The organism is Acidovorax sp. T1, assembly GCF_002176815.1.
Taxonomy (GTDB): Bacteria; Pseudomonadota; Gammaproteobacteria; order Burkholderiales; family Burkholderiaceae_C; genus Acidovorax.
Genome location: NZ_CP021649.1, coordinates 152,695 through 174,582, shown reverse-complemented (window position 1 = coordinate 174,582; position 21,888 = coordinate 152,695). Strand labels below are relative to the sequence as shown.

Below are 21,888 nucleotides of genomic sequence, written 5' to 3'. Positions count from 1 at the left end.
CCACGGAATGAACCAAGCCACGCAGCGCTCTTGATCACCATGCTGTTCCAGTCTGCCGAGTCCCGCTATAACCAATGGGTGCGTGAGCACTACCTTTTTTTGCTGCGCAGTGCGTGGGCGCTCACTGGTTCGCGCGCCATTGCCGAAGACGTGGTGCAAGACTGTTTTGCCAACGCCTGGAAGCACCGGGAGCAACTGCGCGACGCTGCGCTGGCACGGGCTTGGCTCTTTCAGATCATGCGCCGCGCCGCCTTTCGCCAGGCCGCACCCAGCATGCAGTCGCTGGACGATGAAGAGCAGCCCGAGCAAGCGGCGCCCGACGCGGGGCTGGACGACAAACTCGATGTCGTCAAGGCGCTCGCGCGCCTGGCGCCCATCCACCGCGAGGTGCTGGTGCTGTTTTATTTCGACGACATGCCCACCGCCCAGATGGCCGAGGCGCTGGAGATCGCGCCCGGCACGGTGTTGTCGCGCCTAGCCCGTGCGCGCGACGCTTTGAAGCTGGCCATGGGGGTACCTGCGACACCCAAGGCCGATGTCAACGTTACCCCGTTTCGCAGGACCAAGACATGAGCCCCGATACCGACGCGCCTTTCCTGCCCGACAGCGAATTCGATTTGCGCGCGCGCGCCGAGTTGGCGATCGCCTTCGAGGCCAGCGACGCACCGGCACACCTGTACCGAAAGCCGCAGCCGCTGCTGGCGCGACGCGGCTTGCAGCGTTTTCTGGCTGCGCTTTTGCTGGCCGGTGGCACCAGCGGCGGGGTGCTCGCCGTGCGACCGCCAGCGATGGTGCGCGACGCGATCGACCACGAATACCACGAGCGCAGCTTGCGGGGCAGTTTCATGGAGCAGCGCCAGTTGCTCATGCACCTGGGCATGCGGGACGCCAACGTGGTGCCCGGGTTTCCCCAACTCATGCGGCCATGCGATATCGAAGGTCACCTCGCTTACCACCTCACCACGTTCTTCGAGAAGGGCGGCATGGTGACGGTGTATGCCTTTGACCAGTCTGTGGACCTGCGCGAGGCCAGCGGCTGGTGGAGCAACGTGCACTGGAAGGTGATCCGCTCGCGCGAGGGCAAGCCCTTGTTGCTGGTGGCCCAGAAAAAGAAGGCACTGGCGGTCGCGCAGACGGCACTGCAGGCACCTCCCGTGTCCGGGCCAGGCTGAGGCACCGCGTCCCTGTCAACGAATCAACCGCTCACCCCTTTCACCCCAACCGGCGCACGACGCCCAACCACCGGAGACCCCAGAAATGAACCAACAACCCACCTCGCTCCCCCGGCGCCACCTGCTGGCCGGCAGCGGCGCTGCTTTGGCTGCCGTTGGTCTGGCCAGCTTTGGCCGCACCGCAGCCGCTGCTGGTGAGACCGCGCCCGTCGCCTTGGCCGGTGCTGCCAAGCCTCTGCCAGCGTACGTGGGCTGGAAGGACCCGGCCAGCCTGATCGTGCACAGCAGCACCACCATTGAGACCAAGCGCAGTGTGTTCGGCACCAGCGTAATCACGCCGTCCGAGCAGCTCTACATCCGCAACAACCTGCCCGCGCCCGACGCCTCGATCCTGGGCAACCGCGATGCCTGGGAGATCAACATCGAGGGGGTGAAGAACCCGCGCAAACTCACGCTGGGCGACCTCAAGCGCATAGGCATCGAGACCACGGCGATGGTGTTGCAATGCTCTGGCAACGGACGCGGCTACTTCCCCAACAAGCCCAGTGGAACGCCTTGGCAAGTGGGCGCAGCAGGCTGTGTGGTGTGGAGCGGTGTGCCGGTGCGCTGGGTGGTGGATGCCCTGGGCGGCGTGGAGGCCGGCATGGCCTACCTCACCGGCACAGGCGGCGAAAAACTCCCCGATGGACTGGACCCCAAGAGCGTGATCGTGGAACGCTCGGTGCCTGCTGCCGCACTCGCCGATGCCCTGCTGGCCTGGGAAATGAACGGTGTGCCGATTTCGCTGGCCCACGGCGGCCCACTGCGCTTGATCGTGCCGGGTTACACGGGCGTGAACAACATCAAGTACGTCAAACGCCTGGCCTTCACCGCTCAGGAGACCGACGCACGCATCATGTCGCACGGCTACCGCATTTCACCGCCCGGCGCGAAGGGCGACCCGTCGCAGCCATCGGTGCAGGAAATGACGGTGAAGTCGTGGATCAACGGTCCCGGCACGGACGGCGCCCCGCTTAAAGCGGGTGACACACAGATCCATGGCGTGGCGTTTGGCGGCATGAACGCGGTGGCCAAGGTCGAGGTTTCTCTGGACGGCGGAAAAACCTGGCAGCTCGCGCGCATGGTGGGGCCCGACCTCGGCCGCTTTGCGTGGCGGCAGTTTGTTTTTGCGGCGCGCCTGCCGGCGGGCCAGTTCACCCTGGCGAGCCGAGCCACCGACACCGCAGGCAACGTGCAGCCCGAACAACGCATGGAAAACGCGGGCGGCTACAACAACACCAGCTGGGCCGACCACGCCGTGAAAGTGAGCGTGGCATGAAGCGCACAATCCAAAAACACGCGTTGGTCGCTGCCCTGTGGTCGTTGGCATTCACAGTGCTGCCCGTGCACGCCGCCGACGATGCCGCGCAACTTCAACAAGGCAAGGTGTTGTTCGGCCAAGGCGCGGTGCCTGCCTGCGCCCTGTGCCATGCGCTCAAGGACGCGGGAGCCGAAGGCGCCGTGGGCCCCAGCCTGGACGAGCTCAAGCCCGATGCCAAGCGCGTGGCCACCGCGCTGCGCAACGGCATTGGGCAGATGCCGTCCTACAACGGCAAACTCAGTGATGCGCAAATTGCCGCCCTGGCGGCCTACGTGGCCAAGGCTTCGGGTGGATCAAAGTGATGGCTGGTTGGCCACAGCGCTGTTGCGCCAACTGACAAAAAGGACGGGATCACCTGCAAACAGCGATCCCGACTGAGTGGCTGACCCAGGGCGGGTCAGCCACTCACCATCACTTGCCTGGTTTGATGTCGGGGACCACCATCCAGCCAGCCCCCATCATCACAACCGCCGGGAACTTCTCGCCGGCCTAAGTCTTGCCCAGCATGGCCTTGTGCTCGCGGTAAGCCATCAACGCTGGCGACACGCCCAGGTGATTGATCGCACCATGCTTGATGCTGCTGCAGTCTTGCTCGTCGAGCTTGCAGATCTCTGCACGCTGTTGTCAACTCTCTAGCAATGTCAACTGCGCGCCTGAAACCTGTCTCTGCGCATTACCACGATGCATGAATAGGAGTGATCGCAATCCGGCACGCCAAGGGCATTCACGTTGAAAACTCGAACGGCAGCAACCGCTGCTTATGGAGAGTTCTCCATAAGCAGCGTTATGCACAGCACGCAGTTATGCACAGTTAGTCCGGCAGCGCGGCGTCGCTGCCCTCGCAAGAGGGCTGCGGTCGCGTCTTTGAACTGCACGTAATCACAAGGTCTTGAGGAACTTCAACAGATCGTCGTCTGCCCGGAACCGCTGTGGGACCACATTGGGATCCTGAAGCCTGGCCAGTGCCTTTTCCTTCATGGCGAGATCGGCCTCTACATACTGGTGTGTCGTCGCCGGACTCTCGTGTCCAAGCCACAGTGCGATCACGGTGACGTCCACGCCCGACTGCAGAAGGTGCATGGCCGTCGAATGCCTCAGGCAGTGCGGAGAGATCGTTCTCCCGTCCAGGCTCGGCGTCGTGAGCGCCGCGGTCTTGACGGCCAATGCCAGGCGCTGCGTCACGTTGGACCGCGTCATCGCCTGTCCGCCACGGTTTGGCAGCAGCGCCGACGTGGAAGTCAGGTCCGGGTTGAACTTCAGCCAGGCGCGGATCACCTTGACCGTCGATCGCCAGAGCGGCACCGACCGCTGCTTGCGTCCCTTGCCATGCAGATGCACACAGGCGGCGGGTGCCAGCACGACGTCGCCCACTTTTACGCCGATTGCCTCCGACACGCGGGCACCGGTGTTGTACAGCAGGGCCAGCAGCAGCTTGTCTCGCTGGCCCACCCAATCCGCTCCTGGCGCGCCGATCACGGCCAGCATCTCCTCGCGTGTCAGGAACTCGAACATCGGCCGCTCGAAGCGCTTCATCGGCACGCCGAGCGCATGCTCGACGACGTGAAGTGCCGTCACGTCTCGCCGGGCCGCGAACTTCAGGAACGAGCGCAGCGCGGCCAGTCGCGCATTGCGGCTGCGAACGGTGTTGTGCCGATCGCGTTCGAGATGATCGGGGTCTCCTCGTTTTCAGTGCAATAAGTGACGGTACGCAAAGCTAGCACTGGCGCGGGGGTGGTCTGGGTAGACCGTTGATTTCATTGACTTTCCTGTTCGCTTTGTAAACGGGTATGGTGGCCTCCCACTTTTGAGGTTCACGATGCAGGGTTGGCACACAACGTTTTTGGGGATGCGTGGGCTCCCCCGCGATATCAGCGACTTCGAGATGAAGGCATTTTTCACCTTCGATGGTGCCGAGCGCGACGCAATCAATGCACGCCGAGGTGATTCCCACAAGCTTGGTCTGGCGCTCCATATTGGTTTCCTGCGCATGAGTGGGCGTTTGCTCGGTGCCTTTCGGGTAATTCCAGTAGCCTTGTGGCGCCACCTTGGCAACGAGCTTGGCATTGCAGCACCAGAAGTCGCCTCGCTGAGAGCCATGTATGAACGCGGGCGCACGCTATTCGATCACCAACAAGTAGCCTGCACGGTCCTTGGATTCCAGTGGATGAGCGAGCACCAGCGCCGCTCACTGGTACGTGAACTGCGCGACGAAGTGGCGCGCTGCGCCGACCGCGATCAGCTACTCGTGCGGGCGCGTCAATGGCTGTACAAGAACAAGCTGGTGATCGTGCACGAGCGGGCAATTCGGACACTGATTGCGGCGGCACTTGCCCAGCTTGAAGTTGAAACAGGCACCGCCATCGCCGCCAGCGTTGATCCAGCAACACTTGATCGCTGGCGAGCCTCAGTTTCAGAGCTGCGCCCAGATGGACAAACCCAGCAGAGTTGGCTATGGGCTGCACCGGCGAAACACTCAACCCGCCAAATCAGCGAGGTACTGGAGCGCATCGACCTGCTTTACACGCTGGACGTTCATAAGCACCTGGCAGACATCCCCGATCTCATCTTGCGCCGCTACGCGCGCCGACTTGTCTCCAGGCCGCCCTCAGCCGGAGCCAAGATCAAAGAGCCAGCGCGCACCGTGGAGGTCGCATGCTTTCTTCGGTATTGCCTGTTCACCACCACAGACCAGTTGATCCTTATGGTGCAGCGCCGGATCGCCGATCTGTGGCGTCAGGCTGCCGCCGATGTCCCCGCTACCGTCAATTGGGCCGCAATGTACAAAACGCTGCTCGGCGAACTTGTTGCCTTGAGCGCGCAAGGTGCGGTGCCAGATGCTGAGTTGCGTGCCCGTCTTGAAGCCTTGATCACCGAAACCCAGAAACGCAAACCACCGAGCAGGGCCTCCCTGGTCCGCGAGGGATTGATTGATGGAATTCGCCCCGTGCGGTCGTTGCTCGTCGCCATTGCAAAGCTGCCCTGGCAGGCCACCGGCGAGCATCCTGCCATCGAGTACCTTGCCAAGCTGCAAGCTTTATATCTCAAAGGATCCAGAAAGCTGCCAGTTGAAGTGGTGGCACCAAGTCTGGGAATGATCTGGCAGGTTTCGATCTCCAGCCCAGACCGGGAACGGGCGTTTCAGGCGTTGGAGGTGGCCACCCTGTTTGCCCTGCGCCGCGCGGTGCGCAATGGCTCGGTCTGGATTGAGCACAGCCTGAGCTTTCGGGGTCGTGCGCGCTTGTTCTTCACGGACGAGCGTTGGCAGGCAGAGTCCAAGAAACACTATGCGGGGTAGTCTCGGTTTCCGTGCAATTTCGGAATCCATCTCCAAATAAGCCTCTGGCGACAACAACTTAGCTGCGATTTATAGTGTTCCCCGGAGCGAAGGAGAACGCTGATGTCGAGCTACCGATACAGATTCGTAGGCTACGAAAAGCTGCCGTCTGGCATGAATGCGGATGACGTGCAGCTGCACTGCCGTCTACCGGACGAGTTGATCAGGGAGATCAGGAACAGTGGCTACGCGAAGCGCTACCACCTGGGACTGGCCGTGCAGCTGTCGTTCCTCGCGCTGACTGGCAGGAATGCCGATGCCGCGCTCAAGATGCCGAGTGCGATGTTGACAATGCTGTGCGAGCAACTGGGCATCCACTCGACCGCGATTGCCTCCCTCAAGTCGCTGTACTCGAATGCCGACCGGACCATCAGCAACCATAGGGCTTGGGTTCGAGAACAACTCCTCTTCTCTACCTACGACTCCAACGCCGAGGCACGCTTACAGGCAGCCTTGTCCCAGCAGGCGATCGACGCCTCCTCCGTCGATGACCTCCTCGCCTGCGCGCAGGAATGGCTCTTCGACAACAGGATCGTCCTGCCAGGCCAGCGTGTGGTGCTCGACCTGGCCCGATCTGCGTTTCAGGTTGTCGAGAACCTGGCCCTGGCAACAATTCGAGCAGCGGTCACTCCAGTACGACTTCGCGCGGTGCTCAAGGTCATGCACGAAGAGAGTCCGACTCCTGGCATCTCGTTGCTGGAGTGGTTGAAGCAATCGGCCGGCAAACATGGGGTGAAGGGCCTCAAAGGGGTGAACTCACGCATTGATGCTCTCAAAACACTGGGCGTGCACCTGTGGGACCTGCAAGGGCTCTCGATTGGGCGCATCCATGCGTTCGCCCAGGCCGTGGTCAATCGGCCGCCCTCCGAAACCGCCCGCCGCATCGAGGGTACCCGCTCGATCGAGATCGTGTGCTTTCTCAAACACCTGCTCGGCGAGCTTAGTGACGAGGCGATTTTTCGGAACAACCGGCACACCAACGACATCGTCCGCTCAGGCACCAAACGCGTCCAGGCCAAACAGGCACAGCGCGCAATCGAGTACCGCCATTCCATTGAATCGATGCGGGACATTGCTGCGGACAGCGCGCGCGATGCCCATGAACGGCTGGCAGCCATCACGGCGCTGGCCGATGACATGCTGGGCCGTCCGCCCGTCAGCCATGCTGAGGTTGTCAGGGAAACCTTGACCGAGCAGAGCGCACGCGTTCGCACGGTCCTTGATGGCATGAACTGCCTGGACCTGCGGGGAGATCCCGAGCACGCCGACGGTAAGCTGGTTTCGGCATTGCAGGCACTTCGCGCTGCAGGCGCCAAGGAACTGCCGGTTGACTTCGACATTTCGTTGGTCGAACCAAAATGGCGCCCACTGCTTCAGGTGCCGGATCGAAAGGCCGCCCTCAGAGCCTTCGAAGGTTGCGCTTTGATGCGCATCAGCAAAGGTCTGCGGGGCGGAAGTCTGTATGTGAACCACAGCGCAACCTATCAGAGCAAGGCGAGCTTGCTTATCCCCCAGGACGAGTGGGAACGCGACAAGATCGCTCTCTGCGAAGCCTACGGTCTGGAATTGGATCCGCGCAAAGCGCTTGACCTCCAGTACGAGCTACTGCGTGCCGGCCTTGCCGATGTGGAGATCGGGCTTGAAGAAGGCCTGCTTGAGATCGATGAACACGGGTGCGTGCGTATACCGGCGATACGCGCAGCTGAGGAGGACCCGGAGCTTCGACACACGAACCAACGCCTGAGCGACTTGATTGGCGCAACCCAGCTACCGGACGTCATTTTGGAGATCGACAGTCGGACCCAAATCAGCACCATGCTGCTGGGCCGCCAGCCGGAAGACGCCGATGAACTCATTGCGCTGTATGCAGGATTGCTCGCGCACGGCACAGAGATCGACGCCAAGGCGGCAGCAGCCATGATTCCCGGCGTGCCCGTCAGTCGCGTGTCGGCCGCCATGCGTATGCTGGAGGCGCCTGGCCGGCTGCGCTCAGCCAACGACAGCGTGGTGTCATTCCAGCAGCGGTTTCCGATCGTCAAGCTGTGGAGCGATGGGAAGAAGGCCTCCTCGGACATGATGGCGCTCGACGCAACTCGCCACCTGTCCATTGCCCGCACCGATCCCCGTCGCAAGACTGCGGCGGCGGGCATCTACACCCATATCCTGGGTAGCTACCCGGTCATCTTTGACCAACCCATCGTGTTGTTGACGCGCCAGGACGCGCCCGCAGTGCATGGGATCGAAGCCTACAACTCGACCAGCGAAGACCGCATCAAGGTCGACCTTTTGGCGGTGGACACCCACGGCTACACCTACTCCGGCATGAGCGTGGCCAAGCTGCTGAAGTTCGACTTGTGTCCCCAATTGGCGGGGCTGCCCGACCGCAAGATATGGACGCCCCGCTCGATCAAGGTGTCGGAGGCACTTGAGAGAGTCGCCATACCGGCCATCACCGAAAAAGCCATGCGGGAAGGCTGGGATCAGACCATGCGCCTCATTGCCTCAATCAAGTCTGGTCGCGTAAGCGTCGCTTGGGCGTTGACCCGCCACGGGAGCGCAGCTGCTGGGGACGACGTCCGCCGCTGCCTGGACCAGTACGGCCGCCTACTGCGATCGGTGTTCCTGTGCGACTTTTTCACCAACGACGTCTTCCGGCGGGAAATCCACACTTTGCTCAACCGCGGTGAGTCGGTGCACCTCCTTCAGCGGGCCATCTACTACGGCCGAATCACCGCCGAAAGAGGCCGCCGCCGCGATGAACTCAAGTCGATTTCGGGATCACATGCGCTCTTGACGAACGTCGTGATCGGCTGGAACACGATGAAACTGCAGGAAACCGTGGATCGTCTGAAGTCCAGCGGGCAGCGCATTGACGACAGCATCTTGCGCCGAATCGGCCCCGTCCACTTCGGGCACATCAACTTTCGGGGCACCATGAGCTTCAGCGTGGCCCGGTATGCAAGCGTGCTTTTGAAGGGGGAAATGGCCTCGAAACGCGCCCCCGCAAAACGCGCCGAGAAGTAACCCTATTTCGTGCTTTTGCATTTCCGTCTGCAAAATCGGAAAGATGCACTATATAAATCAACAACTTAACTTACCCCTGCATTTCGCCCTTTCATTCACTTCGTGCAAAAAAGGAAATACCAGATAAATTTAGTAGGCTATTGGGTGCTCAGCGGAGTTGGCGCTCAGTGCACAGATTATTCCGTTGGCCCCTCGAGAGTTGCCCCGGCATCCGCCAGTTGAGGGTGATGTCACTTTCGGTGCAGATTACCCGATTAGGATACTAGGGTTAACCCTGGATTGGTGTTTTCTGATGTCAGGTGGTCTGCCCTCCTGGGAGTCTTTTCAAAGTGTGGTTTAGAGACGAGCTGTCAGTTGTGAACCGGTGGCTTGCGTGAGTCCCGTTCGCCCATCGGCCAAAAACAACGACTTGCAGAACGACCGATATAGCCACGATCGATCATCCACCGCCACCTATCGGCGATGAGGTACATCGTTGGCCCAAAGCCAGGTATGGCACCCGGCCTCCCGCTCGTACACCCTCTGAATGCGTGCGTCGAGAAGCGGCCACTCAACAGACCGTGCGTCCAACGACGCGAGCTGCCTGTACTTCTATGCAACAGACATCAAGAAGTTCATGAACTTGTAGAGATCATTACATTATTGCAGCACTCGTGAAGGCGCACTAAGCTGCCGCCATGTCTCTCACCTCTGACTCTTGGCTGGCCTTTGTCGTCAGCCTCCCATCTGCCGCCGCCACGGCGCGCATGCGGATTTGGCGTGCCGTAAAGGCACTAGGCTGCGCTGCCTTGCGCGACGGCACCTACCTGCTGCCAGCACAGGCGGAACATGCTGCGCAGTTGCAAACGCTGGCCGATGAGGCCCAGCAGGAAGGCGGGCAAGCCTGGCTACTGCGCGTGCATGCCCAAGACATGGCCGAGCAAGCCACCTACCAAGCGCTGTTTGATCGAACGGCCGACTACGCTCCCTGGCTGGACGAGTTGGCGCAAGCGCGCCAGCTTATTCCCGCGCTGCCTGCCGCCGAGCTTCAGCGTCTGCAGCGTCGGCGCGCGCGCACCTACGAAGCCATCCGCAAGATCGACTTTTTTCCCGGTGAGGCTTCCATCTGTGCCGAGGCCCAATGGCGGGACTTCACCAATGCCGTCGAAGCGAGGCAGTCACCCGGTGAACCCCAGGCCGCTGCCGGCCGTATCGCCCGGCGTAATCGGATGCAGTACCAGGGACGACTCTGGGCGACTCGTCGCCATCTCTGGGTAGATCGCGTGGCGAGCGCCTGGCTCATCCAACGCTTTATTGACCACGCTGCGCGCTTTTTGTGGCTGGACTCCGCCGCCGACTGCCCCTCCGATGCGCTGGGTTTCGATTTCGACGGAGCTATGTTTTCGCACGTTGGCGACCGAGTGACGTTTGAGGTACTGCTGGCGAGCTTTGGCCTGGATGGTGACCGTGGTCTTTTGCGTCTGGGATCCATGGTGCATGCATTGGACGTGGGTGGCACGACCACGCCCGAGGCCAGCGGCTTCGAGGCCGTACTGACCGGTGCGCGCAAGCGCTGGCCGGACGACGACGCACTGTTGACCGATGTGGGTGGGGTACTGGACTCGCTCCATGCCCATTTCTCTACCAACCGCAAGCCGTAGCACCTCTCAAATTAAGGAATAAGCATGAACGATCTCAACGTAACGGCTGCGCCCGATGCCAGCGCGGAAACCGCCCCTGGCTACACACTGTGGCAACTGGTGCGCTACATGCTGCGCTTGGGCACGCTCGGCTTTGGCGGCCCGGTGGCGCTGGTCGGCTACATGTACCGAGATCTGGTGGAGCAACACGGCTGGATTTCGGATGCCGACTACAAGGAAGGGATGGCCCTGGCTCAACTCATGCCGGGCCCACTGGCAGCCCAGTTGGCCATTTACCTCGGGTACGTCCACTTCCGCTTGTGGGGCGCAACGCTGGTTGGCCTGGCGTTTGTGCTTCCATCTTTTTTGATGGTGGTTGCCCTGGGGTTTGCCTACAAAGCCTACGGCGGCATCTCGTGGATGCAGGCGGTCTTCTACGGCGTGGGCGCCTCCGTCATCGGCATCATTGCCTTGAGCGCCTACAAGCTCACGACAAAGAGCGTTGGCAAGGACAAACTGCTGTGGGCCATCTACCTGGTCAGCGCTGGTGTGACCATCATCACGCAGTCCGAGGTGATCTGGGTTTTCCTGGGCGCGGGTCTGTTGGTATGGGCCGTGCGTGGTCCCTTGAAGCGCACCGGCGGCCAGCTTCACAGCTTGGCATGGGTGGCCCCTATCGCCGGGGCACTCAGCTTGGAGAACCTCGATTGGCACAAGCTGGGGCAGATTGCCGCGTACTTCACCTATGCGGGCGCCTTCGTCTTCGGCAGCGGCCTGGCCATCGTGCCGTTCCTTTACGGCGGCGTGGTCAAGGAGTACGCATGGCTGACGGACCGCCAGTTCGTGGACGCGGTGGCCGTGGCCATGATCACCCCGGGACCAGTTGTCATCACCACCGGGTTTATCGGGTTCCTGACCAGTGGATTTTGGGGCGCGGTTGTTGCTGCGGCTGCGACCTTTCTGCCCTGCTACCTGCTCACCGTGATCCCAGCACCGTACTTCAAGAAGCACGGGAAACACCCCGGCGTGGTCGCGTTCGTGGATGGCGTGACTGCGGCTGCTGTGGGCGCTATCGCTGGAGCCGTGGTGGTGCTGGGGCAGCGCTCCATCGTTGACCTGCCCACTGCCGCGTTGTTCCTTGCTACCGCCGCTGTGCTGTGGCGATTCAAGAAGCTGCCCGAGCCTGTCGTGGTTTTGGCCGCCGCATTGATTGGCTTTGTCGCTCACCCGTTTATTGCAACCGCCTGATCCCAAGCATCTGTAGGAGACCCTCATGAACTATCAAATCTGCCCCCTGACTATGAACCCGGATCAGCTCTCTGGCTTGTCAAACCGACTGATCACCAGCCACCACGAAAACAACTACTCGGGTGCGGTCAAGCGCCTGAACGCCATACGGAGCGAACTCGCAGCGCTGGACTGGAGTGCCGCAGTCACCTTCACCATCAACGGTCTCAAGCGCGAGGAGTTGATCGCCGCCAACTCGGCCGTCTTGCACGAGCTGTATTTCGACAACCTGGGCGGCGACGGCGTGCTTTCATCCTGCGGTTTGTCCGTCGCGCTCACACGAGATTTTGGCTCCGTCGATGCCTGGCGCAGCCAGTTCATGGGGCTGGCCAACGCCATGGGCGGCGGATCGGGATGGGCGCTGCTGTCCTGGTCTTCCCGCGAAAGCCGCCTCATCAACCATTGGGCTGCCGACCACACGCATCTTCTGGCGGGCGCCACGCCCGTGCTGGCGCTGGACATGTACGAGCATGCGTACCACCTGGACTTTGGAGCCAAGGCGGGCGCCTATGTGGATGCCTTCATGGCCAACATCCAGTGGGACAAGGTCTACAAGCGCTACGGGGCGGCCGTCGAGGCGGATGCGTTGGCATTTGGCATCGACACAGGCGCAGCGCTGGCCGGTGCGGCAGGTGCGCTTGACGTGCGACGTGAGGAGGACTATCTGGAGAGCCCGCAGGTCATTGCAGGAGCATCATGGCGCGACCCGTCGCGCGTGTTGGAATGGAGCCAGGAGTTGGACCCAACGAAGCCGGTGCTGCTTTATTGCTTGCGCGGCAAGGACATTGGCCGCTCTACGGTCCTGGCACTGCGGGCACGCGGCATGGATGCGCACTACCTCGTGGGTGGCATCGAGGCCTGGCAAGCCGCTGGCCTGCCTCTGGAAACGCAAGGAGGTGCCGCATGAAATGGGTCACCCGCGAGCGGCCCAAGATCGACCGCATTGCCTGCCCCTGGCTGATTGCTCGGTTCATCGACAAAGAGCCGGAATTCCTCTATGTGCCTTCGGCCTCGGTGCTTCAGGTGGCCCAGGACACGGGAGCAATCCCCTACGACGTGCCCGGCGTCGAATTGACTCACGACGGTGAGCTGTGCAGCTTCGATGCCTTCCTCAAGAAGTACGAACTCACCGATCCCGCCTTGCTGCAACTGGCTGTGATTGTGCGGGGTGCGGACACTTCCAGACTGGACCTGGCGCCGCAGTCTGCGGGCCTCTATGCGCTGTCTCTCGGCCTGTCCAAGACCTTCAGCGACGACCACAAGATGCTCGGGCATGGCATGGTGATGTACGACGCACTGTATGCGTGGTGTAGGTCCTGCCAGGCCGAAACCCACAATTGGCCCCCGAGTGTGGCGGCATGACGGCGGGTGCTGGGCGGTCGCTTTACCGCTTCACCAGTGCGTTGTGCGCGCATTTACTGTGCATGACGCTTGCTCCGTTGGCCTGCGCGGCGCCCCCGGAAACCAAACTGACCACCGCTCAGATCCACGCCACGCTGGGCGGGCACCAGGTCTCCGACGGGCGCCATTGGGGTCATGACTACTTTTTGGATGGGCGCCTGGAGCGTTTGGAGAACGGCCGCATACGCAGCGGACGCTGGAGCGCGCAGAACAACCAACTGTGCCTGCTGCTGCCCGAGGTCAGCAAGGTCTCGCCTGTCTGCTTTGACGTGGTCCGCGTGGGGGTGGAACTGCAGTACCGCGATGCGGGCAGTGTGGTGTACGCAGGCACGGTCAGGAAGAGCCCGGCTCGCTGAAGCTCCTCGTCAGTCTCTAAGGCTTTTGCACCGCCTTGGCCCCACGCTGGACCTTCGGCACTATTGGAGGTTGGTCACACTTCCACGCGTTGAAGTAAACCTCGTCGCCCACCGCTACGCCAGTGCCCGTGTCGATTCTGGCGAAGTGCCCGCGCGCTCGGGTCACTTGTTGTTGGATGAAGGCGAAGCGGTCATTTGGACTAATTTCCATGCCTTCGCAGCGAGAGCCATTCTCCTTCAAGTATTCGTCCGCAGAAACCAGTTTGGTGACCTTACCGACTCTCCAGCCTTCCGACATGGCGTATCGGTTTTCGTAGACCGGAGTGCTACAGCCTGAAATCATCAGTAAGGCAAGCGAAGCAGCAAGCCAAGGTGTCGTTTTATTCATCTTTCAAATTTCCCTAATGCATTTTGAAGACGCGATGGGTTTAATGCCTGTGCTGATGGTGAACATCTGGCGCATGAGGATGAGAATGGGTGACCGGTTCGTGGAAGTGCATGTGGCTGTGGCTTCCCGTAGGCATCACGTCATGGGAGTGCGAATGGTGTCCATCGTCATGACGGTGGGCATGCTCATGCGCCATCGATTCATGTACATGTTCATGCCCGTGGCTCTCGGCCAAATGCAGCAGTACACCTGCAAGCATCAGAAAACCACCGACCAGCATCAACCACCCGGCAGACCGTTCGCCAAAGCCGAACGCCACAGCTGCACCAATGAACGGAGCAAAGGCGAACACGGAGCCTGTCCGTGCCGCGCCAAAAGCCCGCTGCGCTAGAAGGTAGAAGCGAAGACTTAGGCCATACCCCGTGGCCCCCACGGCAAAGAGCCCTAGAGCTGCCGTCACGGAGGGCACAGGCTCCCCCGATACCACTGCAAGACACGCTGTTGCAGCAGACCCCAGCGACGCCTTGGCCATCACCACCTGGCTTGGATCACGTTCAGCTAAGCCTCGGGACAGGGTGTTGTCCACGCCCCAGGCCACGGTTGCGAGCAGCACGGCTAGCAGACCGAGCAACTGTGCACCACCTTGCAGTCCCTGATCCATGACCAATGCCATGCCTCCTGCCAGCAAAAGTAGCATGGCCGCCCACACTCGGCGGTCCATGGTTTCACCGTATAGCCACCAAGCAAGCGTTGCAGTGAACAGAGCCTCCAGAGTGAGCATGAGCGACGCGCTGGCACCGCTCGTGTGTTGCAACCCCCACGACAGGGCAACCGGGCCGAGGGCTGCTCCGAATCCGGCCATGGCGATGAGACGCCAGGTATCCGAACTCTGCAATCTTGCTTCTTGGGCGGCAGTCCGCAGAGACAAGACGCCTACCGCAGCGGCACCCGCGTACAGAAGCGCTGCCGTAGTAAACGCTCCGAGCCCTGCACCCAGCCGCTGGACGATGGGGGTACTGATGCCGAACAAGGCCGCCGCCAGCAAGGCCAGCAGGCCGCCTCGCAAAGCTGGCAGATGCAGGGATTGGAGCGCCATTGCTGCCTTACTTCACCGTGAACCGCACCGTGATGCTCTTCTTGCTGCCGGTCGTGAGCACCGCGACAGCCTTCGACCCTTTGGACAGGGTGACTCCCTTGGCCTCTAACTTGTTCGCACCTGCAGGTTTCAGGAGCGCTTCGGACTTATCCGCACCGTTGAGCACTGTCAGCTTGCCCTCGAACCGTGAAACATCCGCATCTTTGCCGTGGTCTTGGATGTAGATATTCGCGCCATCGGGTGTCGCGACTAACTCAAACGACAAATCGGCAGCGGTTTGCACGACTCCGCCATGCACAGGGGCGGCGGCACCATGGGCCATGGCAGCGGGCGCACTTGCCAAGGATGCCATCACGATGGTGGTGGCTGCCATCAGTTGGGAGAAGTTCGTTTTCATGATCATTTGGGTTGCCTTTCGTTGAGTTTGTTTCAATAGAGCGCTTCAAAAGGCAGCGCTCCGAGGCCTCTTTCAAAAAGATGGAAGTAATACAGTCTCAGTGAGGGATCAATAGGCTTCTTGGTCCATCGGCTCGCTTTGGGTTTGAGCGCCGCCGCCTTCAATCAAGCGCCGGGTGGCACCTTCACCAAAAAGCCAGAACATCACGGGCGTCAGCAACGTGTCCAGCAAGGTCGAACTGACGAGTCCACCAAAAATCACGACCGCCACCGGATGCAGGATTTCTTTACCAGGTGCGTCGGCCGCCAACAGTAGCGGGGTCAGCGCAAAGGCAGCCACCAGCGCCGTCATGAGCACCGGGGTCAACCGTTCCAGCGAGCCGCGCACGATCATGGGTTGGCCGAAGGCCTCTCCCTCGAACTTGCACAGGTTGATGTAGTGGCTGACCTTCAAAATCCCATTGCGCGTGGCGATACCCGCCAGCGTGATGAAACCCACCATGGAGGCCACCGACAGGCTCACCCCCGCCAGCCACATCGCAGCCACGCTGCCGATCAGCGCAAGCGGAATATTGGCCATGATGATCCCGGCCAGCACGGCCGACTTGTAGCGTCCATATAAAACGAGAAAGATCATCGCTAAGGACACAAACGACAGACCGACGATCAATTGCATCGCCTGCTCTTGAGCCTGGAACTGGCCTTCCAAGCTCAGGAAGGTCCCAGGCGGCAATGGCGTCTTGGCCATCACTGCCCGAATGTCACCGATGACGCGGCCCATGTCGGAGCCGTCCGTGTTGGCATAAACGACGATGCGGCGACGACCGTTCTCTCGGCCAATCTGGTTGGGTCCATCGGTTTCCTGGACCGTGGCGATGGCGGACACCGGTATCTGTCCCGCAGGCGTGTCGATCAGCGTGCGTGCCAGATCCTGAGGACTGCGTTTGTCATCGGGCAGGCGCAGCACCAGTTCATACCGGCGCAGGCCGTCAACGATTTGCGCACCATGGGCACCATCTGTAAGAGCCTGTAGGACCCGCACCGCCTCGCCAGGAGACAGCCCAACCTGCGCGGCCTTGCGGTGGTCCAGCCGTACCGTGATCTGGGGGATCAGCACCTGCTTTTCCACGGTCAGATCCACCAGCCCTGGAACGCCCGAGAGTCCCTGGCGCATCTGCTCGGCCAGGCCCCGTAGGGTGTCCGTGTCATCGCCGAAGATCTTGAGCGCTATCTGCGCCCGCACCCCTGACAAGAGGTGATCCAGGCGGTGGGAGATAGGCTGGCCAATGGCCACCTGGGCTGGAAGGACGGCCAAACGGGCACGGATGTCTGCCATCACGGCCTCGCGGTCCCGGGCGGACCGCTTCAGGTCCACATCGATCTCGGCCGAATGCACGCCTTCTGCATGCTCATCCAGCTCGGCGCGTCCCGTCCGGCGCCCCACCTGGGTGACCTCGGGGACCTCTGCGATCAGCGTCTCCGCCAACGCGCCCATGCGATTGGCTTCCGCCAGCGCAGTGCCTGGGTTGAACACCATGCCAAGCACCAGCGAGCCCTCATTGAACGCCGGAAGAAAGGCGCGCGGGAAAAACGGGACACTGGCCGCCGCTGCCGCCACCGCCAGTGCGGCGACAGCCATCAGCGACTTGGCGCGAGAAAACGACCAGCTGAGCACTTGCGCATCCCGCCGCTTGAGCCAGGCGACCAGGGTGCTGTCACCATGGTCCAACCGTTTCATCCCCGGCAACAGGTAAAGGCACAGCACGGGCGTAACCGTCATTGAGACCAGCATCGATGCCAGCACCGACACGATGTAGGCGATGCCCAGGGGCGTGAACAGGCGACCCTCGATGCCCGGCAGCGCAAACAGCGGCACAAACACCAGCACCACGATGGCGGTGGCGTAGACGATGCCCGAGCGGACTTCCACGCTCGCCCGGCGCACGACCTCCAGCATGGACAGTGGATTGCCCTGGGCACGGTTTTGCTTCAGCCTGCGCAGGATGTTCTCCACATCGACCACCGCATCGTCCACCAGCTCGCCAATGGCAATGGCCAGGCCACCCAGAGTCATGACGTTGATGGACTGGTCCAGCAGCCGGAAGACCATGGCCGTCACGGCCAGCGACAGGGGAATCGCCACGAGCGAGATCAAAGTGGTTCGCGCGGACAACAGGAAGGCGAACAACACGATGGCCACCATGATGGCGCCGTCCCGCAAAGCCTCGGTCACGTTGCCGATGGACGCCTCGATGAAGTCCGCCTGACGAAACAACACCTTCGGAGCAGCCAAGCCCACGGGCAGCCCCTGTTTGAGATCCCCTAATGCCGCTTCGATGGCGTGTGTGAGCTTGACGGTATCGGCCGCAGGCTGCTTTTGCACACTGACGATGACGGCAGGCACGCCGGTGTATCCGGCGTCACCGCGCTTCATGGCGGCAGCGAACCGGACATTGGCCACCTGTTCCAGCAAGATGGCTCGGCCATCCTTCCAGGCCACCGCCACGCCCTGCAGGTCCTCGACACGGCTGGTACGGCCGATGTGGCGGATGAGGAATTCACGGCTGTTGAGGTCGATGAAGCCACCTCCCGCATTCCCCGCAAAGCCTCGAAGGGCCTGCTCGATCTGCGTCAATGTCACCCCGAACTGTGCCATGCGTGCCGTGTCCGGCTCCACCCGCAACTGGCGCACTTCGCCGCCGATGGGGATGACCTGTGAAACCCCTGGAATCGACAGCAGTCTTGGGCGCAGCACGAAGTCCGCGTACTCACGGGCCTGCATGGGTGTCGCTGCGGCGGCCTTACCATCGCCTGCTGCCAACGGCAGCGCGATGAGCATGACTTCGCCCATGATGGAAGACACTGGCCCCATGACGGGCGTGATGCCCCCGGGGAGTTGCTCCCGCACCAGTGCCAGGCGCTCCGCCACGAGCTGGCGGTTGCGGTAGATGTCCGTCCCCCAATCGAACTCGGCATAGAGAATGGACAGGCCAACCCCAGATGTAGAGCGAACCCGCGTGACCCCCGGCATGCCGTTGAGCGCGGTCTCCAGAGGGAAGGTCACCAGCTGCTCGACTTCTTCGGGCGCCATACCTCCTGCTTCCGTCAAGACGGTGACCAGGGGTTTGTTGAGGTCGGGAAACACATCGACTGGCGTGCGCCATGCGGTGATAGCCCCGTAGACCATCAGCAGCGCCGCGACCGCCAGGACGAACAGACGGTTGTGAAGGCTGTTCCTTACGATCCAATTGAACATTGCGTGGGCTCCGTTCAGCGGATCTGTGCGATCAGCGGCGCACCTTGCACCACCACGCGGTTGTCAGCCCCCAGGCCCTGCGTGACGACCACCGTGGCGGCGTCCAGGGAGCGGTACTGCACCGGCTGGGGAATGTAGCGCTCTGCACCGGACTTGATCCAGACCACCGGCTCGTTGGCACTGTTGCGCACAACGGCCTGCGCAGGCAGGACGAAGCCCTTGACCTGCTCGGTCAGCGAGGCCACGACGGTGACGGGCTGTCCGACCGCCAGCGGCAAAGCCTTGCCCGATTGCTCCGGGACCGCCCTGAAGGTCATTGGCAGCACGCCATCGCGCAGGCTGCGCGCAGCGCCGATCAGCTGCAAATTGACGCCAGGCACGCCCTGCAAGTGGGCTGTACCCGTGCGTGCTGGCAAGCCAGAATCTGCCGTGGTGGCCTCCACCAGCACGCGTGCAGGGTCAATCACCTCGAACAAGACTTCGCGGGCCTCGACCACCTGGCCTTTGGTCACATCGGCTCTGGCAATCACGCCTGAAACGGGGGCCAGCAAGGGCTCTCGGGCGGCCAGGCTCGCTCCAATGCTTTTCTCGCGCGCTGTGAGGCTCTGCAGCTCAGCACGTGCGGCCTCGATCTCCTTGCGCGGCACAGTGCCTTCGAGGGACTGCAGCCGCTGCACACGCTGTGCAGCCAGTTCTCGGCTACTACGCAACTCTGCCAATTGGGCTTGCTGGTTTGCCAATGCGTAGGGTTCTGCGTGGTGAGCCACATAGGCCAGCACCTCCCCCTGGCGCACGGTCTGGCCAGCGACCGGTAGCCCGCGTGGTCCCGCTTCGATCCGTCCCCCATGGATCGCCTGGACACGACCACTCGCATTGGGGTCCACGACCACACGGCCTGACAACTCGATGGTGGCGGCGGCCTGGGTTTCAGGGGTCAACTGTGTGCGGATACCCAGGCGCCGTTGGGCGAGCATCGGAACGTTGACACTGCCGTCTGGCAACCGCATCAAACCGGATGCGCTGACCGCCGTGGAGGCATCCAGATGCTCACCGTTCGGCCCATGGGCACCCGGCGCTGCGACGGCAATAGGTGAGAACATCGCCGAGATGTACGTGATGACACTCAAGCCGAAAACATGAAGCATGCTGGTTGCCTTGGTTTTTTGCATCGATGAGTTCACAGCGCACCTCCTTTGGAGGACTTACCTGCAGCCTTCGGCGTGCGACCAAAGAACCAACCGACCGCCGCCAGGACGACCAGGGCCAAAGCTAACCAGACTGTTCGGGAGGGCCCATGGGCACCGTTGCCGTCGTGGGAGTGGCCATGGTCATCAAGCGCGGCGCCCGCGACCGTGAGGGTGCTGTCCAGAAGGTCGGAGTCATTGCCCGCCAGTACAGTGACCACCATGGGATGGTCACCGGGCGCCGCCAGGGCCTTGAGCATGCTTGCATCGTCGATCGCGTAGTCGCCCATGTCCGGGTGGAACTTGGCAGGCGCCTTGAGATTGCCCGTCTCCACTTCGACCGTGGCGTTGAGCACAGGTTCGTTGGTGGCAAAGCGGTTGATCAGGATGGACAACTCTCCGCCCTGCAGTCGGCCCACCAACTCGAAGGCTTCCGAGCTGGCTTCAAAACTGGGCACGGGGCCGCTGTTGGCACCTGCTTGAGCGGGGGCATCCAGGTGCTCGCCGTTGGGGCCGTGCGCGCCTGGCGCGGCATAGCTAGGTGTACCGGCAAGCACCAGCACGGCGAAGCCTGCTCCCAGCAATGAGAGGCGGGAACGAGAGGGGAATAGATTCAAGAGATTCATGGAAGGATTCCGAGAGATTGCTGGAGGCGGGCGCGGGCCAGGCCTACAGCCACTTGCTGGCGCGCGAAGCTGGTGTCGGCCTGGGTAGCTGCAGCGAGCGCGCGCAACAACTCCGGTAGCGGTGTTTCTCCAGCTTTGAAAGACCGATCAATGAGCGTGGCACGCTCCCGCAGGAGTGCCGAGCGCTGGCGCTCCGCTTCCAGTTGCTGCTCTGCCGTGTGCACCGCAGCCCGCGCCATCGCTGCGTCAGCAGCCAGCCGCTCCTCAGTTCGCTGTTTCGTGGTCAGCGCTACATCCAGCTCACTCAGTGCGGCAGCTTGCAGCGGCTGATTGCGGCTCGCTGTGCCCAGGGGAATGCGCACGCCGACGCCGATGCTGTTTTGAGCCGACTCACCCCGCCCGGGAGTGTCTTGCCGGATGCGCAGCAAAAGCTCTGGAGGGTCGCTCCGCGTCGCGGCCACCACGTCCAGCCGCTTGCGAGCGCGCTCAACCGTCAGTGCAGCGACACGCGCATCGGGGTGCGTTTCAACGGCGAAGTGCGCCCCGCCTGGTGAAACTGCGGCACCATCAGAAACCGGGACAGACGTGAGATCAGGCGCCAGGGCTATGCCCGTCAGGGTCATCCATTGCGACTGGCTGGCGCTTAGGCGCTGGCGTGCAGCCAACTGTGCAGATTGCGCAGCCAGAGCCTCGGATTGAGCGGCAAGCGCATCCGCGTGGGCCAGATCACCCGCTTTGAAACGGCGCCGTACGTCGTCGGAGATCTCCTGCAGAGATCGCACTTGGGCGTCCGCCAAGTCGGACTCGGCCTTTTGCGCGGCAATGCCCCAGGCGGCTTCCCGCACCAGGCCCGCGAAATGCAGGCGCCCCGCTTGAACAGCAGCTTGGGACAGCTCCACGTCGGCATCGACAACAGCGCCGCGTGCATTGCGCTGTCCAGGTATCCACAGCGGCCAAGCCAGGCCGGCCTCGGCCTCCCTGCGTCCCGCCGAGGTTTGCCAGCGGTCGTCCCGGTAAGAAAGCTCCAGTGCTGGGGGGGCCGCCCATAGGCTGGAGATCGCCACCCGTTCGGCAGCAGCCCGGTGTGTCTGGCCTTCGGCTTCTCTTGCCTGCGTGGCGCGCTGCCATGCAGCTTCCACGGCCAGTGCCAGTGTTGGAGCCACGGGCGATGCCGTGGCTGAAAGTGATGGGGCGGTATTTGACTGCGCAATCGCAGCGCCAACGAGGGCGCAGCTCAAAGCACAGCCTGCGGCACAACGCACCGCAAGCCCGGAAATAACAAAACGCACGTGATTCCTGACCGATCAAAGGCGGCAAACCAGGATCGTTGACGCATCAGCGCCTGATCAAAGTAGTACCGCACCGATGAACAACCCCGCTTTCGTGTGG

17 protein-coding genes and 2 pseudogenes are annotated in these 21,888 nt (G+C 62.1%); 11 read left to right on the top strand and 8 right to left on the bottom strand.

The genetic code is table 11. The features are described from left to right. The first annotated feature begins 39 nt into the window (after positions 1 to 39). The 4 genes from CCX87_RS19780 to sorU all read left to right on the top strand — a co-directional run bounded on the left by CCX87_RS19780 (position 40) and on the right by sorU (position 2,834). A complete protein-coding gene (locus CCX87_RS19780; RefSeq protein ID WP_198314821.1) occupies positions 40 to 573 on the top strand; it encodes an RNA polymerase sigma factor in 534 nt (177 codons plus the stop codon). Further along, complete coding sequence (locus tag CCX87_RS19775) at positions 570 to 1,172, top strand: hypothetical protein (protein ID WP_066787015.1); 603 nt, start codon at positions 570 to 572, stop codon at positions 1,170 to 1,172. Before CCX87_RS19780 ends, CCX87_RS19775 begins: the two co-directional genes overlap by 4 nt. Positions 1,173 to 1,257: 85 nt before the next feature. Continuing rightward, on the top strand, positions 1,258 to 2,490 hold the full coding sequence (gene sorT / locus CCX87_RS19770; RefSeq protein ID WP_041484972.1) for a SorT family sulfite dehydrogenase catalytic subunit: 1,233 nt from the start codon (positions 1,258 to 1,260) through the stop codon (positions 2,488 to 2,490). Then, entirely contained in the window at positions 2,487 to 2,834 is a 348-nt protein-coding gene (gene sorU / locus CCX87_RS19765; protein ID WP_008904214.1) for a SorU family sulfite dehydrogenase c-type cytochrome subunit, read from the top strand. Before sorT ends, sorU begins: the two co-directional genes overlap by 4 nt. A gap of 577 nt (positions 2,835 to 3,411) precedes the next feature. Here the strand turns inward: sorU and CCX87_RS19760 are convergent. After that, a pseudogene (locus CCX87_RS19760) lies at positions 3,412 to 4,203 on the bottom strand (tyrosine-type recombinase/integrase); the annotation flags it as partial. Between the two features lie 145 nt (positions 4,204 to 4,348). Here CCX87_RS19760 and CCX87_RS19755 point away from each other — a divergent pair. From CCX87_RS19755 to CCX87_RS19725, 7 genes and pseudogenes are all read left to right on the top strand, one after another. Then, positions 4,349 to 5,821 (top strand): annotated as a pseudogene (locus CCX87_RS19755) (Tn3-like element IS1071 family transposase); the annotation flags it as partial. Positions 5,822 to 5,929: 108 nt separating this feature from the next. Then, positions 5,930 to 8,890, top strand: a complete 2,961-nt coding sequence (locus CCX87_RS19750; RefSeq protein WP_087745648.1) for a Tn3 family transposase — start codon at positions 5,930 to 5,932, stop codon at positions 8,888 to 8,890. Between the two features lie 677 nt (positions 8,891 to 9,567). Beyond that, a complete protein-coding gene (locus CCX87_RS19745) occupies positions 9,568 to 10,530 on the top strand; it encodes a chromate resistance protein ChrB domain-containing protein (protein ID WP_087745646.1) in 963 nt (320 codons plus the stop codon). A gap of 24 nt (positions 10,531 to 10,554) precedes the next feature. Beyond that, a complete protein-coding gene (locus CCX87_RS19740) occupies positions 10,555 to 11,757 on the top strand; it encodes a chromate transporter (protein WP_087745643.1) in 1,203 nt (400 codons plus the stop codon). Positions 11,758 to 11,782: 25 nt separating this feature from the next. Further along, positions 11,783 to 12,703: a Fe-Mn family superoxide dismutase gene (locus CCX87_RS19735; protein ID WP_087745642.1), complete on the top strand. Its 921-nt coding sequence runs from the start codon at positions 11,783 to 11,785 to the stop codon at positions 12,701 to 12,703. Then, the gene (locus CCX87_RS19730) at positions 12,700 to 13,158 is read left to right on the top strand and encodes a chromate resistance protein ChrB domain-containing protein (protein ID WP_087745640.1); all 459 of its coding nucleotides are present in this window, start codon (positions 12,700 to 12,702) and stop codon (positions 13,156 to 13,158) included. The genes CCX87_RS19735 and CCX87_RS19730 overlap by 4 nt, the downstream gene beginning before the upstream one ends. 62 nt (positions 13,159 to 13,220) lie before the next feature. After that, positions 13,221 to 13,553, top strand: coding sequence for a hypothetical protein (locus CCX87_RS19725; RefSeq protein WP_087745638.1), 333 nt, complete (start codon positions 13,221 to 13,223; stop codon positions 13,551 to 13,553). Between the two features lie 16 nt (positions 13,554 to 13,569). Here CCX87_RS19725 and CCX87_RS19720 read toward each other — a convergent pair whose 3' ends face one another. The 7 genes from CCX87_RS19720 to CCX87_RS19690 all read right to left on the bottom strand — a co-directional run bounded on the left by CCX87_RS19720 (position 13,570) and on the right by CCX87_RS19690 (position 21,662). Then, the gene (locus tag CCX87_RS19720; RefSeq protein ID WP_087745637.1) at positions 13,570 to 13,941 is read right to left on the bottom strand and encodes a hypothetical protein; all 372 of its coding nucleotides are present in this window, start codon (positions 13,939 to 13,941) and stop codon (positions 13,570 to 13,572) included. Positions 13,942 to 13,981: 40 nt separating this feature from the next. Continuing rightward, positions 13,982 to 15,037 carry a DMT family transporter gene (locus CCX87_RS19715; RefSeq protein WP_087745634.1) on the bottom strand — a complete coding sequence of 352 codons (1,056 nt, stop codon included), beginning with the start codon at positions 15,035 to 15,037 and terminating at the stop codon, positions 13,982 to 13,984. Between the two features lie 7 nt (positions 15,038 to 15,044). Continuing rightward, entirely contained in the window at positions 15,045 to 15,440 is a 396-nt protein-coding gene (locus tag CCX87_RS19710) for a hypothetical protein (RefSeq protein ID WP_054257472.1), read from the bottom strand. A gap of 102 nt (positions 15,441 to 15,542) precedes the next feature. After that, the gene (locus CCX87_RS19705) at positions 15,543 to 18,689 is read right to left on the bottom strand and encodes an efflux RND transporter permease subunit (RefSeq protein ID WP_087745632.1); all 3,147 of its coding nucleotides are present in this window, start codon (positions 18,687 to 18,689) and stop codon (positions 15,543 to 15,545) included. A gap of 14 nt (positions 18,690 to 18,703) precedes the next feature. Beyond that, positions 18,704 to 19,834 carry an efflux RND transporter periplasmic adaptor subunit gene (locus CCX87_RS19700; protein WP_055401685.1) on the bottom strand — a complete coding sequence of 377 codons (1,131 nt, stop codon included), beginning with the start codon at positions 19,832 to 19,834 and terminating at the stop codon, positions 18,704 to 18,706. A 32-nt stretch (positions 19,835 to 19,866) separates the two neighbouring features. Further along, the gene (locus CCX87_RS19695) at positions 19,867 to 20,499 is read right to left on the bottom strand and encodes a hypothetical protein (RefSeq protein ID WP_232476514.1); all 633 of its coding nucleotides are present in this window, start codon (positions 20,497 to 20,499) and stop codon (positions 19,867 to 19,869) included. Then, a complete protein-coding gene (locus tag CCX87_RS19690; protein WP_232476513.1) occupies positions 20,496 to 21,662 on the bottom strand; it encodes a TolC family protein in 1,167 nt (388 codons plus the stop codon). Before CCX87_RS19690 ends, CCX87_RS19695 begins: the two co-directional genes overlap by 4 nt. Positions 21,663 to 21,888 lie beyond the last annotated feature (226 nt).